The 18249-nt window shown below is 44.3% G+C and carries 20 protein-coding genes; 4 read left to right on the top strand and 16 right to left on the bottom strand.

All coding sequences use genetic code 11. The features are described 5' to 3' along the window. Nucleotides 1-13 precede the first annotated feature (13 nt). Nucleotides 14-1180 (bottom strand): iron-containing alcohol dehydrogenase, encoded by a 1167-nt coding sequence (locus ACH6C1_RS14115; protein WP_374078054.1) that lies wholly within the window; start codon nt 1178-1180, stop codon nt 14-16. Between the two features lie 107 nt (nt 1181-1287). Further along, nucleotides 1288-2145, bottom strand: coding sequence for a dimethylarginine dimethylaminohydrolase family protein (locus ACH6C1_RS14120; RefSeq protein WP_374078056.1), 858 nt, complete (start codon nt 2143-2145; stop codon nt 1288-1290). 126 nt (nt 2146-2271) lie between these two features. Between ACH6C1_RS14120 and ACH6C1_RS14125 the strand changes: the two genes are divergently transcribed. Continuing rightward, nucleotides 2272-2697 (top strand): pyridoxamine 5'-phosphate oxidase family protein, encoded by a 426-nt coding sequence (locus tag ACH6C1_RS14125; protein ID WP_374078058.1) that lies wholly within the window; start codon nt 2272-2274, stop codon nt 2695-2697. A gap of 15 nt (nt 2698-2712) precedes the next feature. Here the strand turns inward: ACH6C1_RS14125 and ACH6C1_RS14130 are convergent, their stop codons facing one another. The 7 genes from ACH6C1_RS14130 to ACH6C1_RS14160 form a co-directional block, all read right to left on the bottom strand. Continuing rightward, complete coding sequence (locus tag ACH6C1_RS14130) at nt 2713-3474, bottom strand: hypothetical protein (RefSeq protein WP_374078061.1); 762 nt, start codon at nt 3472-3474, stop codon at nt 2713-2715. Then, the gene (locus ACH6C1_RS14135; protein ID WP_095223962.1) at nt 3461-4108 is read right to left on the bottom strand and encodes a cobalamin B12-binding domain-containing protein; all 648 of its coding nucleotides are present in this window, start codon (nt 4106-4108) and stop codon (nt 3461-3463) included. The genes ACH6C1_RS14130 and ACH6C1_RS14135 overlap by 14 nt, the downstream gene beginning before the upstream one ends. Before the next feature lie 27 nt (nt 4109-4135). Continuing rightward, entirely contained in the window at nt 4136-4498 is a 363-nt protein-coding gene (locus ACH6C1_RS14140) for a hypothetical protein (RefSeq protein WP_374078064.1), read from the bottom strand. Further along, nucleotides 4495-4800, bottom strand: coding sequence for an antibiotic biosynthesis monooxygenase family protein (locus ACH6C1_RS14145; protein ID WP_095223960.1), 306 nt, complete (start codon nt 4798-4800; stop codon nt 4495-4497). The genes ACH6C1_RS14140 and ACH6C1_RS14145 overlap by 4 nt, the downstream gene beginning before the upstream one ends. A gap of 125 nt (nt 4801-4925) precedes the next feature. After that, complete coding sequence (locus ACH6C1_RS14150) at nt 4926-6101, bottom strand: MFS transporter (protein WP_374078602.1); 1176 nt, start codon at nt 6099-6101, stop codon at nt 4926-4928. A gap of 81 nt (nt 6102-6182) precedes the next feature. Next, the gene (locus ACH6C1_RS14155; protein ID WP_095223958.1) at nt 6183-6587 is read right to left on the bottom strand and encodes a MarR family winged helix-turn-helix transcriptional regulator; all 405 of its coding nucleotides are present in this window, start codon (nt 6585-6587) and stop codon (nt 6183-6185) included. Between the two features lie 119 nt (nt 6588-6706). Continuing rightward, nucleotides 6707-6940: a hypothetical protein gene (locus tag ACH6C1_RS14160; protein WP_286160781.1), complete on the bottom strand. Its 234-nt coding sequence runs from the start codon at nt 6938-6940 to the stop codon at nt 6707-6709. 116 nt (nt 6941-7056) lie between these two features. On the opposite strand from ACH6C1_RS14160, the gene ACH6C1_RS14165 reads away from it, so the two are divergent. Beyond that, nucleotides 7057-7548: a GNAT family N-acetyltransferase gene (locus ACH6C1_RS14165; RefSeq protein ID WP_374078068.1), complete on the top strand. Its 492-nt coding sequence runs from the start codon at nt 7057-7059 to the stop codon at nt 7546-7548. Between the two features lie 174 nt (nt 7549-7722). On the opposite strand, the gene treR is transcribed toward ACH6C1_RS14165, so the two are convergent. From treR to treP, 3 genes are read right to left on the bottom strand one after another with little or no spacing between them, the layout of a single operon-like run. Further along, a complete protein-coding gene (treR, locus tag ACH6C1_RS14170) occupies nt 7723-8436 on the bottom strand; it encodes a trehalose operon repressor (RefSeq protein ID WP_374078071.1) in 714 nt (237 codons plus the stop codon). A gap of 13 nt (nt 8437-8449) precedes the next feature. Continuing rightward, nucleotides 8450-10123, bottom strand: coding sequence for an alpha,alpha-phosphotrehalase (gene treC, locus ACH6C1_RS14175; RefSeq protein WP_374078073.1), 1674 nt, complete (start codon nt 10121-10123; stop codon nt 8450-8452). 19 nt (nt 10124-10142) lie between these two features. Then, on the bottom strand, nt 10143-11552 hold the full coding sequence (treP, locus tag ACH6C1_RS14180) for a PTS system trehalose-specific EIIBC component (protein WP_095223954.1): 1410 nt from the start codon (nt 11550-11552) through the stop codon (nt 10143-10145). A 209-nt stretch (nt 11553-11761) separates the two neighbouring features. On the opposite strand from treP, the gene coaA reads away from it, so the two are divergent. Then, nucleotides 11762-12685 (top strand): type I pantothenate kinase, encoded by a 924-nt coding sequence (gene coaA, locus ACH6C1_RS14185; protein WP_374078076.1) that lies wholly within the window; start codon nt 11762-11764, stop codon nt 12683-12685. A 23-nt stretch (nt 12686-12708) separates the two neighbouring features. Next, nucleotides 12709-13575: a MurR/RpiR family transcriptional regulator gene (locus tag ACH6C1_RS14190; protein ID WP_374078078.1), complete on the top strand. Its 867-nt coding sequence runs from the start codon at nt 12709-12711 to the stop codon at nt 13573-13575. A gap of 9 nt (nt 13576-13584) precedes the next feature. Here ACH6C1_RS14190 and ACH6C1_RS14195 read toward each other — a convergent pair whose 3' ends face one another. The 4 genes from ACH6C1_RS14195 to ACH6C1_RS14210 are packed head-to-tail and all read right to left on the bottom strand — an operon-like array spanning nt 13585 to nt 18156. Next, complete coding sequence (locus ACH6C1_RS14195) at nt 13585-14229, bottom strand: lysozyme family protein (protein ID WP_374078080.1); 645 nt, start codon at nt 14227-14229, stop codon at nt 13585-13587. Then, a complete protein-coding gene (locus tag ACH6C1_RS14200) occupies nt 14213-16822 on the bottom strand; it encodes a YfhO family protein (RefSeq protein WP_374078082.1) in 2610 nt (869 codons plus the stop codon). Before ACH6C1_RS14200 ends, ACH6C1_RS14195 begins: the two co-directional genes overlap by 17 nt. Then, complete coding sequence (locus ACH6C1_RS14205) at nt 16812-17216, bottom strand: GtrA family protein (protein ID WP_374078085.1); 405 nt, start codon at nt 17214-17216, stop codon at nt 16812-16814. Before ACH6C1_RS14205 ends, ACH6C1_RS14200 begins: the two co-directional genes overlap by 11 nt. Next, on the bottom strand, nt 17194-18156 hold the full coding sequence (locus tag ACH6C1_RS14210) for a glycosyltransferase family 2 protein (RefSeq protein ID WP_374078088.1): 963 nt from the start codon (nt 18154-18156) through the stop codon (nt 17194-17196). The genes ACH6C1_RS14205 and ACH6C1_RS14210 overlap by 23 nt, the downstream gene beginning before the upstream one ends. Nucleotides 18157-18249 lie beyond the last annotated feature (93 nt).

Raw genomic sequence — 18249 nt, forward strand, 5'->3', positions numbered from 1 at the left:
TCTCTTCTGATTATCAGAAAGATGCTTTGTAGATCTCAAGTGAATCTTCTTTATTCAGTTTGCGATAGCCGCCGAACTCTCCGTTCGCGTATGCTTTTTCAGCCATCAATTCCAAGCTGTCTTCGGAAATATCGTAGTCGCGAAGCGTAGCTGGTGCATCAATGCTGTTCCAGAAAGCACGCAATGCATCAATTCCTTCAAGTGCAGCTTCTTTATCCGTTTTGCCTGTTGGATCGATACCGAAGACACGGACAGCAAGCTGTTTGAAGCGCGGTGCAGTCTCATCGTCGAGTACATGCTTCATCCAGTTCGGGAATAGAATTGCCAGACCGCCGCCATGCGGAATGTCATGCACAGCAGATACAGCATGCTCAAGGTTATGTGTTGCCCAGTCGCCGCGATAGCCCATGTTCAATACGCCGTTCAAAGCCATTGTTCCGCTGTAAAGGATAGCTGCACGGTAATCGTAATTTTCCAGATCATCAAGCAGCTTCGGTCCTGTTTCCATTACCGTAAGCAATAGGGATTCGCAGAAGCGATCCTGCAATTCTGTATTCGTCGTTGAATGGAAATAATGCTCCAATACGTGTGACATCATGTCGACGATACCGTAGATCGTCTGATCACGCGGTACAGTGAATGTGTTCTGCGGATCCAGGATAGAGAATTTCGGGAATGTATGAGGACTTCCCCAGCCGTACTTTTCATTTGTTTCCCAGTTCGTGATAACAGAACCGGAGTTCATTTCAGAACCTGTCGCTGCAAGGGTGAGTACAGTACCGAATGGAAGAGCATCGTCTGCGAATGCTTTTTTCGTTACGATATCCCATACATCTCCATCATACTTCGCACCTGCTGCAATAGCTTTCGTACAGTCGATTACACTTCCGCCGCCAACTGCAAGCAATACATCGATTCCTTCCGTTTTGCAGATTTCCACACCTTTACGCGCAGTAGAAACACGCGGGTTTGGTTCTACTCCAGAAAGTTCGAATACTTCTGCACCGATTTCTTCTAGTTCTTTCAATACCTTTTCATATAAGCCGCTGCGCTTAATGCTTCCGCCGCCATAGACAAGCAATACTTTCTTGCCATATGCAGGAATTTCTTCTTTCAATTTATCTAATTGGTCTTTACCGAAAATCAATTTTGTTGGGTTATAAAACGTAAAATTATCCAATCTGATCGCCTCCACATTTTATTATGCTAAAGGCTTGGAACAGAAGTAAAGCAATCCGCTCATGCCAGCCAAGCCTTAGGATATATATTTCTTTCTTTTTTATACGTTCATTGGCGCTGCAGCGGGAGGGAACAGCATCGGAAAGAACCGCCCGACTTGATGATTTCCGAGAAGTTTACTTCGATTACTGTCACTCCTTCCTCACGCAATGCCTCATTGACCCGCTTATTTGAAGGCAGGCTTAATAGCTTATCAGGTGCAAAGGAAAGGATATTCGTACCCATATAGAATTGTTCTTCTTCCGAAATCTCGATTGTATTGTACAGTTTACGGAAACGTTCTAGATCGTCCGTTTCAAAAGCATCGGGGTAAATAATTGCCAGGTCTTCCCGGACCAAATTGAAGACACAATCCAAATGAAGGATATCCTCACGGATCCTTACTGGGATCACTTCATATTCCGGCAGCTGCTGCTGTACTTGCTGTACGGCTTTCTCATCTGTCCGTTTACTGAGGCCAATCCATACACGCTGACCGTCAACAACGACATCACCGCCTTCAATTGTCCCCTCATCTACCATCTTGTATGTAAGTCCTTGTTTTTCCAGCCATTCCCGAAGTATTTTCGTTTCCCCTTTGCGTATTTCATCACCCATATTTGCAGTAAATAATGTATCGCCTATACAAAAACCGATATCCCGGGTATATACTTGTTCATTAAATTGCTCATGAGCCGGCAGTGACATCACATCCACTCCGTGATCCCGTAAAGCTTTTACAAAGTCAGTATGCTGTTTCATAGCTAGATCTTGATCGATATTATGATTCAGATAATGCTTTTGTGTTTCGTTAATGACTTTGCGTATTTCCATATATGCCGGCGGACAGACAACAACATGCTTTAACTCGCCAAATTCTGACTGGCACTTTGTTTGTGGTTTTTTCTCTTCCTGCATCTTAGTCATACGATTCCCTCCATTAGTTGGCTTTTAGACGAGTCTTTCTTCCACTCCATATACACTTCCCTTTTTTCGGGTTTAATAAGCTGCCAAAAAAGGGATACTACCTTTAGAAATCAGAAGGAGGAGATCATGATGGAACAAGCAGAAGTCAGAAAACATGTGGAACAGATCCTGGAAAACCAAAAGATCGGCACACTTGCTACCGTTCAAGGTGGTAAGCCTTATACTCGCTATATGGCCTTCTTCAACGAAGGATATACATTATATTGCGCAACAAGCGGCAGTTCACACAAGGTGGACGATATCGAAAACAATCATAACGTCCATATCCTGCTAGGATATAACGGCGACGGGGTCGGAGATGAGTATGTTGAAATCGAGGCTGAAGCAAAAGTCAGTGAATCTTCGGAACTGAAACAGCAGCTTTGGAAGGATAGCTTCAGCGCTTGGCTTGACGGACCAAATGATCCAGATTATGTTGTACTGGAAATCAACCCAGACAAGATATATTTGAAGAATGTGAACAAAAGCGACGTTTATACAGTCGACCTATAAGAAAAAAAAGCAGAACTACTTTTGGTTCTGCTTTTTTATATATTTGGCTATCGCCTGTTTTAAGCTGGCCATAGAAGCCGCCTGCAGCGTCCCTTTTGACTTAAGTCCACTGACCTGTGTCGGAGATAGTCCGACGATTACTGTTTTTGTCCCCATCAGCTGGATAGTTTCGAATAGTTGACCAAGCCGCCTTTTTCCATCGTCCGTTATATTCCCTACTGCATGGAAGTCGAAGAATACTTGCTCGTAATCCCCTTCCTCAATACGATACAAAATGTTCTCCTCAATCACCTGCAGATTATCAGCTTGAAGATCTCCGAACAACGGGACAAGCCCCGCTTCTGCATAAAGAGGGATGAATGGACCGCTCAATTTATGAATTCGAGCTATCGCATCCTCCAGCTCTTCCTTCTTTTCAAGCAGTTCAAAATCTGTTTCTGACAGTCTGCTTCGGAGCTTTATCAGCTGATCTGAGAGAGTGTCTACCTCTTTTGTTTTTTCCACACATAGTATATGCACTTTATTGCCTTCCCATTGCACAGAAATGCCGAACATCGCGAGAGGGTCGTGTTTCGTTTTCATATTAAGTTCTATTTTCATTTCCGAAAAATGAGGCTGTATATACTGGCTGACTTTCTGCCTATTGTCTTCATCGACCAACGTAATGAAATTATCGCCAATTAAAAAGATATCGCTGGCAGGACGGGAATAATCCAGTATGGTAAGCTCCTCATCAAGCAAAAAATACGGAAGGGGAAGGAATTTACCGGACACCATCTGCCGAGGCCTCCGTTTTTACCTCAAGCCATGCAGCAATCTGTTCGAGATCGTAGATGATGCTTGTCTGTCTGCCACAATAAGCTCTTAAATCATGCATAGCGACAACTCTTCCCCCAACCAAAATCCGAGGTACCCAGGATAATTGCTCAAATGCAGCTATATATTCTTTTAAGGCAGTGATTCGATAAGGAATGGCCGCCGATAAACCGACTACATCGGGCTGCCATTGCTCTGCACTTTTCAATGCATGAGATAATGGAAGATTCGGTCCCATATGCCTGACCTGCCAATGGTTTTCCTCAAATAGAGCTGCAACCATCTTTGAACCGATAACATGCTGTTCATCCTCCAAACAAAGAAACATCGCTTTTTTACCTGATTGTCTGTTTCGCCTTTTGAATGGATAGATATACTGTGCCAACGCAAAATCACAGACGCTCGTCGCCAAATGCTCATCTGCTACAGTGATTTCATTACGCAGCCATTTCTCCCCTATTTCATACATTGCCGGTGTAATGATTTCCTTGTACACATGTATACTTGGTCTTGTATCCTCTGCTAAAACTGTGTACGCCTGCCGCTCATCGCCCGCAAGCAACGCAGCAGCAAAACGCTGCCATGCTTCTGTCATCACGTATCACCCTCAGTTGTCTTCGTCCTAGTTTTTTTCTGCAAGCAATGCCTCAATTCCTTCCTCGAGACATACTTTGAAAAAGAGGTATTTCCCCTGGTCCATGTACTCTTCCAAGAGCGGAATGAGCCGTTCATAATTATCAATGATGATTCTTTCGTTCATACCACGGGCAGACAGCAATTCATACAGCCATATGGTGTAGCCCACAAACAGTTTCGAGTCATCTGCATCATAAGCTGTCTGCAGGTAATCAAGATGGTGCTGATTATCCTCCCGTGTCCGCTTCTTTCCGTTTTCCCCGTATCGTTCATATAAAGAAGGATAAGCGTTGAAGATTTCTTCCACGATTTTATCAAGTATTGCATCTTTTCCTGACTGCTGGTTCATTTGGCCACCACCTCGTACATCTTAACGATTGGCCGGATAGCGGCGAGCTCTTGATCCGGATACTTTTTCTCCAGATCATGAATTCGTTTAAAATCCTCTCCGCTCACCCAGTTTACATAGCTCTGCTTGTCCTCCCAGGTGATTTCAACCGTCAGCTCCCCAGGCTTCTTTTGATTATGCAGCAGCTGGAACTGTAGGAAACCTGGTGCTTGATCCACCAATTTCGATCGATTTCGATAAATAGCAATTACTTCTTCTGCCTTTTCCGCTGGAACATCAAAAATCGAATGGACGATATACATGGAATCCCCCCAATTGCTATAGACTCGAATACTATCAGCGTATCATAATCCGAAATACAGTTATAGCATTTACCTTTGTCTTCCCATACAAAAAAAGCCATGGTCAAATGACCATGGCCTTTCTCTTAACTCAAACGATCCATTGCACCTCTTCTAGCAGTGAATAACAGCAATCCGACGAGCACCGCCGCTGCCGCGACATAGTATGGAGCTCCAATCGATATATGCTCTGACACTTTTCCCGCGAGCCATGGTGAAATCGAACCACCGGTGAAACGCAGGAAACTATATGCAGCTGATGCTGTAGAACGCTCAACCGGCGAGACTTCCATAACAGCTGTTGTCATGACCGTATTGTTAATACCAAGTAATAATCCCATTACTGCAATCATCACTATCAGGAATACCGGCCAATCTGCGCCAATCCCCATCAAAGCCAACGTAATGATGATACCCACCATTACCAAACTTAGTGATCTTTTCGTACCTAGCTTCGTTTCGAAAGAAGGTGCTATAAAGATCGACCCAATTGCCAGCATGACTCCCCAAACAAAGAAGACGAATCCGATACCGAATTCACCGAGATTCAAGACAAAAGGTGAATATGTCAGCAACGTAAAGAAACCGAAGTTATAAAATAAAGCTGTCAACCCTATCGTCAAAAGTCCCGGGTGACGCAATGCCTGGAATGGTGCAGAAAGCGGAATTTTCTTCGCTGGTTTTGGTACGTCTGTCAGCAATATCCACACCGCCAGCAATCCGATCAGCATCAATACCGCCACACCAAAGAAAGGCGCACGCCAATGGATGGATCCAAGCAGTCCGCCCAGAAGCGGTCCGACTGACATCCCTAATCCAAGAGCTGCTTCATAAAGCATGATGGCTACTGCTGAACCACCGCTGGCAACACTGACGATTACGGCAAGTGCTGTGGAGATAAATAATGCATTACCTAGCCCCCAGCCCGCACGAAGGCCGACCAATTCATCCACACTGCCGGCTAATCCTCCTAAAGTGGAGAATAATATAATGATGACCAACCCAATGAGCAGTGTCATTTTCGGACCGATCCGGCTGGATAACCAGCCTGTGATCAGCATCATGATTCCGGTAACGAGCAAATAACTCGTGAATAATAATTCTACTTGACTCGGCGTTGCATCCATCTGTGCAGCGATTGATGGAAGAATCGGATCGACAAGACCAATCCCCATAAATGCAACGACACATGCAAAAGCAACCGCCCATGCCGCCTTCGGTTGCTTGAATATCCGTTTTATACTATGTGCGTCTTCCTTGATTTCATTTTCCGCTTGTTCGATTTCGTGTCCATCGGGTATCGTTTCATTTCGAATGTCCGACATACACTCATCCCCTTTCTTTTAATCAGCGAGCATCTTACGGCTGAGCCGGATGAACTCATTTTTCTCTTCTTCTGTTAGTTTACCGAGGAAAGAACTGAATGCTTTGTCCCTTGCTCCAGAAAAACTCTCATAGAAGTCAGATCCCTTTTGCGTAATTGCAAGCATGACAACCCGGCGATCCTTTTCTGAGTGGATTCGCTCCAAGTAGCCTTCCTTGATCATGCGGTTACCTAAGTTCGTTGCCCCGCTAAAGCTGATACCCACTTCCTCAGCCAAATCAGACATACGCATCGGCCCGCTATTTTTTAACAGCCGCAACAAGACAAGCTGCGGTCCGGAAATCTGAAAATCCCATTCCTTACGCAACGCTTTATTGACATTACGTACTAATTCGATAAAATCAATCATATCTCTGCTTTCCACTTACAGACCCCCAATTACTGCTTTCTACTAGTATTAGTATACATTATTATTTCATACATGTGAAATAAATTTTATCAAAAAAAAGTTCAGCCGCTATATGCAGCAGCCGAAATTTCTTATTACCCTCTTTTTTTCAATGTCTTCTCCGTCTGTTCATTCACTGCCTGCCTAATATGATACAGCTCCGCGTACATACCTGCCGCAAATGCTCCAATGATGCTGAGCAATACACTTAGAATCATAGCCATAAAGTTTAAATCAAAGCCGAGCATAGCGACTATACCAATGATGAAGCCAATCACTAAGCCGATAGCAGCGAATTGCAGCAATTTACCGAATGTTACTGAATACATAATCCACATCCTCTCATCTGCCATTTCACCTGCTTACCTAGTACCCCAAACTCATTCAGACTATTCTTCTATCTAACCGTTTAGTATAATTAGTCAAAAACCATGGGGGAATGGACATGCAATACCGCATCGCAGAACTTCATGATCTTCCTGCAATTGTTTCCATTTATAATTCCACGATTGCCGGCAGAATGGTCACCGCAGACTTGGATGAGATATCAGTGGAAAGCAGACTGGGTTGGTTCCAGCATCATACAGAACAGCGACCGCTTTGGGTCGTGGAGGAAGACGGAATCGTACTGGGCTGGATCAGCTTGGAGCCGTTTTATGGCCGGGCAGCTTATCACAAAACAGTGGAAGTCAGCATCTATATTCATCAGGATGCCAGAGGAAAAGGATTAGGAAAAGATATGCTCCAGTTCGTTCTGGACCAGTCCGAAGCATTGGATTTCAAGACCGTTCTAGGTTTCGTTTTTGGACATAATGAACCGAGCATTAAACTCTTTGAGCGTTTCGGATTTGAGCGCTGGGCAGATATGCCGAACGTAGCCGAATTGGATGGCATCGAGCGGGATTTAGTTATTTTAGGCAAGCGGATTCGCCCTTAAATGATATCCACCTGTGGATAAAATGCATTGCACCAGCATTCGTCAAATTTTTCTGTGCATAACTTACGTTACACACAAATTATGTGAACAAACAGAATTTTTCTGTGTACAAGCTTCTCTTTACCCACAATAAAATGTGCATAGCCTCTTAGCTATGCACATTTTATTTATTTCTCATTTTGTTCTTCGAGCAAAATCGACAAAACGAAACTTGTCCGGTCGATGCTTCGACTCGGTATATTGGAATAAAGTTGTATCTTCAAGATAAACTGCACTGCGCACCACGACAAGCTGTTGATAACTTCCTAAATCCATTATTGCTTTATCTTCAGCTTGAGCTTCTTCAACGACAACTTCTTTCTTTGCATAACTAATGGATAATCCTAGATCCTGTTCCAGATAATCATAGATTGAATCAGCTGCTATTTCTTCTGTCAAACCAGGAGCAAGTTCCTTCAACAGTAAATCTTTATCATAGATGACCCCTTCGCCATCCAGCTTACGCAAACGATGAAGCTCCCATACAGGCGCACCTTCCTCACATTGCAGCAGCTGTTGGGTAATGCCACTCGCTTCCTTACTAGAAAGTGACGATACATATGTCTCCACCTTCTGCGACATCGAGCGGGCCAGCTCCTTGAAGCTCGTCAATCCGCTGACCGGCAAAGGCAGCTTATCCTGTTCAAGCACGACCGAGCCTTTTCCTTGCAGCTTTTGGATGTACCCATTTTGGGACAGCAATTGCAAGGCTTTGCGAACCGTTTCCCTGGATGTCGCAAATCTCTCCGTCAGTTCGTTTTCAGAAGGCAACAGCTGTCCTGCCTTGATTTTCTCTGTTTGGATTTCTCTTGCTAACAAATCATAGATTGTTTGAAATTTCTTCTCCATCCCTATCAGGCCTTTACGCTTTACTATGGTAAATGACCGCTTCGTACGGACGAAGCCGTATCTTTCTGTAATCTGACGGACTATCAGCATAATTGGAAAGCAGGATTTCTGCTTTTGCCATGTGTTCTTTCGGATAGGAAAATTCTGCTGTCTCTCCAAAGAAATTCGCTGCGACAAGCAATTTTTCACTATTCCACTTCCGTTCATAACAGAAGACACGTTCATCATCCATACATATCGGTTCATAGTCTCCATGGGTTATGATAGCATATTCCTTCCGCAATCTAATCAGCTTTTGATAATGATAGAAAATCGAATCATCATCCCGCAGCGCCTTTTCAACATTGATATCTGCATAATTCGATGCCACTGCAAGCCACGGATTTCCATCAGTAAAGCCAGCATTTTTTTCTTGGTTCCACTGCATCGGAGTACGCGAATTATCCCGGGAGCGGCGCTGGATGATTCTCAAGGCTAGTTCACTGTCCATACCATCCTCTTTGAGAGCTTGAAATGCATTGTGAGTTTCTACATCATTATAATCTTCGATGTTAGAAAACTTCGGGTCGGTCATTCCAATCTCTTCTCCTTGATAAATATAAGGAGTTCCTTGCATCATGTGCAGAACGGTTGCCAGCATCTTTGCTGATTCTTTCCAGTATTCACCGTCATCTCCGAACCTGCTGACAATACGCGGCTGATCATGATTGCACCAGAAGAGGGCATTCCAGCCACCTACCTCATGCATACCGATTTGCCAGTCAGATAAAATCTGCTTCAGCTTAATGAACTCCAGCTTACCATCTGTCCACTTCATTCCGTTATCGTAATCCACCTTCAGATGGTGGAAATTGAATGTCATACTCAACTCCTCGGCATCTGGTTTTGTATACTGCTGGCAAGCAGCCAAGCTAGTAGACGACATCTCGCCAACTGTTACTAGACTATGAGGGGTGAAAACTTCCTGGTTCATTTCATGCATGAATTCGTGGATTCGAGGTCCGTCTGTGTAGTACTCTTTCCCAAATTGACCATCTGGGACATCATGATCATAGGGCAGGCTCTGGACTTTTGAAACAAGATTGATAACATCCAGACGGAATCCATCAAGACCCTTCTCTGCCCAGAAATTCATCATCTTGAACAAATCTTTCCGCACCTTTTCATTCTCCCAGTTAAGATCCGCCTGCGTCTTGTCGAAAAGATGTAAATAATACTGATTCGTATGTTCCTCTAAACTCCATGCATTACCTCCAAACTTGGATACCCAGTTATTCGGTTCTGCACCATCGTGCGGATCTCGCCAAATGTAATAATCACGGTAAGGATTATCCTTTGAAGATTTCGCCTGGCGGAACCATTCGTGATCTGTTGAGGTGTGATTGATGACGATATCCATCATCAGCTTCATATCACGCTCATGCAATTCCCCTATTAATCTTTCCACATCTTCCATCGTACCGTAAGCAGGTTCAATCTCGTAATAATCACTGATATCATACCCATTATCACGCTGCGGCGATCGATAGATTGGCGTCAGCCATACCATATCAATACCGAGCTCCTTCAAATAATCGAGCTTTTCGATTATTCCCTGCAAATCCCCCATTCCACTGCCTGTCGTATCATGAAAGCTTTTCGGGTAAATTTGATATACAGTACTCCTCTTCCACCATGGTTCGCGCATTATAATCTCCTTTCCTTGATTACACATTCTTTTTTCTTTTAGCTACTAGATACGTTGTGACGAACGGCACCACAATGACTATTCCCATACCGATTGCAAAGGCTCCCCAGCTCCCCGGCAGTATAGAAAAGATACCCGGTACACCGCCGATTCCTACTGAACTTGCCTCTACACCTCTCCAGGCAATGAACGTACCAGCGACAGCCGAAGCTCCAAGAGCAAGGAAGAATGGATAACGGAATCGCAGATTCACACCGAACACTGCTGGTTCTGTTACGCCGAGCCAAGCACTGATCCAAGACGTCAGTGATAACCCTCTCAGCTTCTCATCCTTCGTTGCCAGCATCACACCAAGCGTTGCAGAACCTTGGGATATATTCGACAATGCCAGTATCGGCCATAAGAAGGTTGCTCCTGTATTAGCAATCAGCTGTAGATCCAACGCAAGGAATGTATGGTGCAGCCCGGTGACGACCAAAGCTCCATAAAGAGCACCGTACAGTAAACCGCCAACTGGAGCGACTGTATCGAATACAGCTACGAAGCCATCTGTAATGGCATTTCCAACAATGAACATAATTGGTCCGATTACGATGAAGCTTACAATACCAGTAAGCAGTAGTGCTACAGGAGCGACAACGAGCAGCTGAAAACTATCTGGTACTTTACGACGAAGGAATATTTCTATTTTAGCTAAGACCCATGCTGCGAAAAGTACCGGCAGCACTTGCCCTTGATATCCGATACGCTGGATTTCCAGTCCGAACAGATTCCACACTGGCGCATTTCCTTCCAGGGCAGCGCTGGCATAATCAGTCGGATTCAATAGGGACGGATGAATCAATGCCAATCCGAGCACCATTCCCAGCAGCGGACTGCCTCCGAATTTCTTGACTGCCGACCAGCCTATCAGTGCCGGCAGGAAGGCAAAGGCCGTGTTAGCGATTACATAAATCATATCAGCAATACCCGCCCATTGTGGATAAACCTCAATGATTGATGCATTGTCGAAGAAGATTCCTGGATTATTTAAGATGTTATGAATACCTAGCAATAAACCTGCAGTTACGATAGCCGGCAAAATGGGAATGAAAATGTCGCCAAGCGTTTTTAATGCTCTTTGCAGCGGATTACCCTTCTTACTTACCGTTTCCTTCACTTCATCCTTTGTAGATTCCCCGACTTCGGCAACCTGAATGAACTCTTTATATACTTTATCCACCGTACCTTGACCGATAACAACCTGATACTGGTTATTCGCTGAAAAAGAACCCTTTACAACATCAATGTTCTGCAGTGCATCTTTATCTACTTTACTCTCATCGGCCAACGCCAGCCGTAGCCGCGTGACGCAATGTGTTGCAGCTTGGATATTCTCTTTTCCTCCAAGTGCTGCCAGTATTTCTTCTGCTTGTTGTCTTAGATCCACTTCTGCCACCTCACCTAGTTTTGTAATGTAAGCGAATACAATATTAGCATAACTTGTATATACAAGTTATGCAAGAAATACCTACTCTTCTATACCCCAAGATTCAGCTCTGGATTATTAAATTTTGTCGTAGTAAAATGGAAAAGTATTTGTAAACGTTTTTACTTTGCACTATTTCTCAAATCCGCAGACAGAAGTTGAGGGTAATCATGCATACATACAAACCTTATTATCATTTTCCCCGGGAGGCGTGGGCTGCTCTTTCGGAAACTAAAACACCGCCCCTGACTCAAACAGAGCTTGAGGAAATCCGGGGAATAAATACGAGGATTTCTTTGCCAGAGGTAGAAACTGCTTATATGCCGCTGACACAGCTTGTTTCTTACTATTTGGAGTCAGCAGAAATGCTTCACGCTAAAGCAGGTAACTTCCTCGGTACGAACGAGAAGAAAGTTCCTTTCATCATTGGCATCGCTGGAAGTGTGGCAGTTGGAAAAAGTACTATCGCCCGATTGCTTCAATTACTGCTTTCCCGTGCACTGCCTGATAAGAAAACAGAGCTTGTAACGACTGATGGATTTTTGTATCCGAATGCTGTCCTTAAAGAAAAGCAGATGATGCAGCGAAAAGGATTTCCGGAAAGCTACGATATAAAGGCATTGATCGATTTTATGGGACAGGTGAAATCTGGCAGCACAAATATTACGGGACCGCAATACTCCCATCTCACCTACGATGTACTGCCTGAACAGACAGAATTAGTATCCGATCCAGACATTCTGATTGTTGAGGGCGTGAATGTACTGCAAGTGAAGAAGGAATATCAATTCTTTGTCAGCGACTTCTTCGATTTCTCGATCTATATCGATGCTGATGAATCAAACATTGAAAAATGGTACAAAGAACGTTTCCTCATGCTGCGCGCGACAGCCTTCCAGGATCCTAAATCCTACTTCCGCCATTACGCAGAAGTATCCCTTGAAGAAGCATTGGAATCAGCGGATAAAATCTGGGAGGAAATCAACGCTAAGAACTTACATGAGAACATACTGCCAACGAAAGGCCGTTCCGACCTTATCCTTCGCAAAGGAAACAATCACGAGGTCGAAGACGTATATTTGCGTAAACTCTGAAAGCGAAAGGGGTCTTTTCCGTCATGCCGGATATATACCATCGTATTTCCAGTCAGCGGGAGCAGATGTCGAAGTCCCAGAAGAAAATTGCCAATTTCATTATCGAACATCCAAACCAGGCACCTTTCCTCAATGTAGAGGGACTGGCGAATGCAGCAGGTGTGAGTGATGCAACGATCGTCCGTTTTGCTGCTTTCATGGGTTACCGTGGGTTTCCCGAGATGCAGCTCGCCTTGCAGAATGCTATGCAGGAGCAGCTGAATGCAACCGAACAGTTCAAGCATCCTTCGGAAGAAGCTCAGTCAGAGGACCAAGATTTATATGCCATCTTCCTGCGCGATCAAGCGAACATCCAGGAAACGATGGAGGCAATCGATATGCATGCCTTCCATGCAGCAGCTGATACAGTCATCAACTCCAGACGGATTTTCATTTTAGCGAATCGCAGTGCAGTCAGTGTAGCTGATCTATTGCATTATCATCTTTCATTCATCTTTGAGAATGTAGAAATCGTCGAACCATCTGACAGGGCAATAGACCAGATCTCCACGATACGGGAAGATGACGCACTAATTGCTTTGAGCTTCGTACGGTATTCCAATCACACGCTGCGATTGTTCCAAATGGCAAAGGACCGTGGTGCAAAAGCAATCGCCATTACAGATGGGCTGTCATCACCATTGCTTACAGCAGCGGATTATTCATTCATGGCTTCTAGTAAATCTCCATCGCTGACACATTCCTTGACTGCTCCGATCAGCCTGATTCATGCATTCATCGCTTTGATCGGAAAAGAAAAGGCTGCAGACGTAAAAAAACGCCTCCGAACAATCGAGGAGGCGTGGCGTGATTTCAATGTGTTTTCTAATTTCAAACCCCCATCTGCTTAAGCGTGGGGGTTATTTTTCTTTATAAGCCGATTCAGCAGCCGGCAAATAGCTATAGACTGCATCCACATAATGAATATCTCCGTAGCATGCATCCAGCTCTTCGGACTCAGGCCTTATACAGCGGTAGTCTTCCGGATTATCAACCTTCTTATATTGCTGCTGAGCGAATTGAACTGCCAAGTCCTCACTGAACTCGCCACCGTTTTCTTCAACAAAACCGATAAAGCCCCTTCCGAAGTTATAAGCCTGGATAGCGACAGCTTCCTCTCCATCCGCTTCTTCCAGCATCCGGAGAAAATGGGCAACACCGTAGGAAACTGACTCTTCTGGGTCCTTGATGCAGCCAACCTCACCGCATCTGCTTTCTGAAGACTGCATCGGATCATCTCCTCTGCCGCCGGATTCCTGCATCATAACCGAGAGAACGAGCGGCGCCAGAGACTCCTGATTCGATTTAGCCAATTCCTGTTCTACCGTATCCCGATAAGCTAGCACATCTTCAGACAGCACTCTGCCTTCCTGCTGCTCTTTGTCGTCATTCTCTACCAAAACGGAGATAATGAATAGCAGAAAGAAGAGACCCAATCCGAATAAAAATACTGTTCCGAGTGCTGTAGAAAGAGATTGCTGCTTTCTTTTACGCTTCTTTTTCACCTTTCTCACCCGCCATATGACGTTTTCGCAAGAGAATTCCCCATAATAGAGAAACGAGCAGACTTCCGATACATAGAACGACCAGTATATTCCAATAAGGCGGCCGATAAGTGAAAACAATGTGGTTCTCTCCGTTCTGCAGCTGTACGCCTAGGAACGCATAATCTGCTTTCAAAAGCTCCCGGCTTTCACCATTGACGGTTACCTGCCAGCCTTTCTCATAGGGTACAGGTATTTTTAGATAGCTGCCTTCCTGCAGATTATCATAGTCTACTGTTACCCGATTATGGCTTATGGAAAATGGAATGTCCTCTGCTTCAGCAACGGCAGAATCAAGCATTTGATAGTCTTCATGCTGCAAACGGAAGTCTTCCATCGTATAGCTTCCCTCTGGCAAGCGTATCCGGATAGTATCTGCCGCTTTAACTCGAATTGTCAATTCGTCGACTTTCGTACGATAAATTGACTGCTGCGATTTTCTGTTAGTTTCAAACTCATTGACGGTCAAGTCGTATAATGGTGCACTGGCATCGTTATTCTTCAGATAGAAACTAACGTAATAATCACCTGTCTGCGGCAAATCATCACCCAGCTTCAGATCCAGGCCGCCCTCTGTTTGATCTACTTTTAGCTGACCATCCTGGTAGGTTCCTCCTGCCGCTTCCACTGACACCTTATCCATCAGATCCGGGAGTGATTCTGCCTCTTCAGTCGACCTGCCGTCAGAAAGAATAATACCATCAAGCATTGCATGCTCCCGTTCAAGCGGTGTATGACTTTCCATTTCCTTCTCATCAAACGCAGCTGCAGTAACTCTTGCAAATGGCAGTAAGTTATCATTCCGGTAAACAATATAATTACTGCTCTCCATGTACGGTCTAAAACCATATGGTGCAGCTATTTTCTCTTCTTTATCGAACATTATATATTTTCCATTCAGCATACTGTACAAATTCGCTCTGTTTCCAAAGCCCGAATAACGGCTGACGCTTTCCCGTTTCATATCGATATTCAAATCATGATAATAGAAAAACAGCAGCTCCTTATTCAAAATGCTCGAATATATACTGATACCCGGAAAGCCTAGGAGCATATTTGTGTTATTATCATTTGTCTTCCATTCGAGTCTTGCAAAGCTCTCGTCTGACGCAAGTACATCATCTATCAGTCCTCGCTGTTCATTACTTGCATATTTATCACTTGTCAGTAGCTGCTGCGTGGAATTCTCTACATTCCCAGCATCAGAGAGCTGCTTCTCCTGATGGGCATTAATCAGCGGTATATACGTTGCAAAAACAACCGCCAGACAGATACCTAACATCCATGCTTTCCTTTTTAGAATATAGAAAAGGAATGCCAGCAGCACAAGCGCTGCTCCGGTCCAAACATACTTCGCCCAGTCATCCGCCAAATCCAGCGTCATATCGTGGTGCAAATAAAGACTATATAACAGAACTGTAAGTCCTATAGCAACCAGCAGCTGCCATTTCCTCACCTTGTGTAATTGTGTAAGGCCCACAGCTATAGTCCCTGCAACAACGAACATGGATAAATACTCAAAACGGTATTGCGGAGCTGAAAAACCATTGAAAATACTCGCTATACGAGGACTTCCCTGGAAGAAAATGAACAAGATGCTCAGCAGTGCAAACAACCGGAACAGCTTGTTCTTATAAAAGCCTCCTACACAAATTAAGAAGACAAACAATACCGGCAGAAGTAACGTTCTGCTTGTGAATAAGATGTTATCATCGTTCCCATAAAAAGGTATCGGGTCTTCGAATGCCGGCCGGTAATTATTCAAAAAGGCATAGACAGACGGGATGAATGAAATGGAACCGATCCCGAACCCAAGCAATACGGACGGTATGAAAAAGAGCAGCTGGGATTTGATAGGCAGCTCATCTTCTGATAGCTTGATGAACCAGCGCGCTATCGCATAAATCCCTATAAAAATAAAGCTTATGTATGAAAAATAGAAATTATCGAAAACGGAGATTGCCACTGCAGCAATGAACCAGTAAGGTTTTCGTTCCCGGATAATTTTCTCCACTCCTAGTACAAGGAGCGGCAGCCACAAAAAGGCATTGGCGAAGAATTCCCAATACACGACGTGCCTGAAATAGATGGCACTGCCGGCATAGAAGCACGCTCCGATAAAAGCAGGTACAAGCGGTATGCGTAAGTACCGAAACACACCCACTGCCAGCAAGAGTGCTGCTGTAAGCCTAATGATACTAACTGGCAGGATCGCTTTCGCCCACGTGATGACATCCGGGCTTCCGATCACATTGGCAATGTCCAGCAGCTTTATCACAAGCAATGTGATCAGATAAACGATGCTGGTCGAGAAATAATAAGCCAGCTGACTGTAAATTCCGCCGCCAAGTCCAAAGGAGAATGAATAGAAGAAATTCCCCTGCGTATATTGATCATACAAATGCTGCTTAAAGGGCAGCATTTGTGCCATTCCATCATTTGGTCCCAGCATGAAACGGCCATCCACGTATTCTCGGATGAAATGCATATGTACTAAAATAGCAAATGTGAGTGCCGCTAAAACAAGCAGCACCACTTTCCAACTACGCTTCATTTGTTACATCCCCACGCCCATTCTTCATGATTTTACTTGTGATGACAAACGTGATCGGTACAGTGAAGAAAACAGCTGCAATCGGCGCCACTGTACCGCTCCAGCCGAAGCCTTCGACGAATATGTACACTAGAACAGAAGATACGGCTATATTGACAGCCTGCGTCAGCGGGAACTGGAAAAACTTCCGCCACGTTGGCCGTACACCGTACGTGAAATAACTGTTCAAGAAAAACGAAAAAATCATGCTGATGATGATCCCGATCCAGTGGGATACGAGATAATAAATATCTGCAAACTGATAGAAGAGCAGGTATACCAGGTAATAGCAGATGGTGTTCAGTACACCGACGATAATAAAACGGGTAAATTCAAGCTTCCATATTTTTTTCATAATGTTTCCTTACCTCGATATTCGTATCTTTCACCAGGTAATGTGGTCTTCGTTTTGTTTCATTGTAAATACGGCCGATATATTCTCCGATTACGCCCAAACTGACTAACTGCACTCCGCCCAGGAACAGGATGGCAGTGATCAAAGTGAAATAACCCGGTGTAACCACTCCTCGGACTAGCACTTCCACAAATGTATAAAGGATATACGCCAGCGATAGGAATAACACTACGAAACCAGCATACAAGCAGGCACGCAATGGCTTTGTATTGAAAGATACGATACCATCTATACCATAGTCAAACAGTTTTCCAAAAGACCATTTGGATTCCCCGTTTTGACGGCAGACGTTATCATAATAGACTGTCTTCTGCTCAAATCCGATCCAAGAAAATAATCCTTTTGAAAATCGATTGCCCTCGCTCAGGATTAATAGGGCGTCGATAGCCCGGCGGCTGAGTAAACGGAAATCCCCAACACCATTCTGGATACGGACATCGATGAATCGGTTGATGATCTTATAGTACATTGTCGAAAGCACTTTGCGTGGAAGGCTTTCCCCTTTTCTGTTTCTTCTTGCGATAACTTGATCATAGCCCTCTTCAAAACCGGCTAGCAATTCATGCAGCAGCGCAACTGGATGCTGTAAATCCGCATCGATGACGACCGCACAATCGCCTTTGGCATGTTGGAAGCCGGCCAATATTGCAGCCTCTTTTCCGAAATTCCTTGTGAAAGACACATACTGCACATTGTAATGCATATCGGCTAATTCCTTCAGTTCCAATAGCGTTGTGTCAGAACTGCCATCATCCACATAAATCACTTCATAGTCATAAGGTGAGTATTGTAATTCTTTGGCAAGTTCTTCATAGAAGAGCTTTACATTTTCCGCTTCATTAAACGAAGGCACAATTACGGATAGTAATTTCCCAGCCATTCTTTTCCCTCCATTAGGTATAAACCATTCTATATGTATTGTTAAAATTGTGAGCGGCTTGACTCCTTATTATACTTTACTACCCTAATTTCG

This window comes from Terribacillus sp. JSM ZJ617, from assembly GCF_044383785.1.
In the GTDB taxonomy this organism is placed as follows: Bacteria; Bacillota; Bacilli; order Bacillales; family Amphibacillaceae; genus Terribacillus.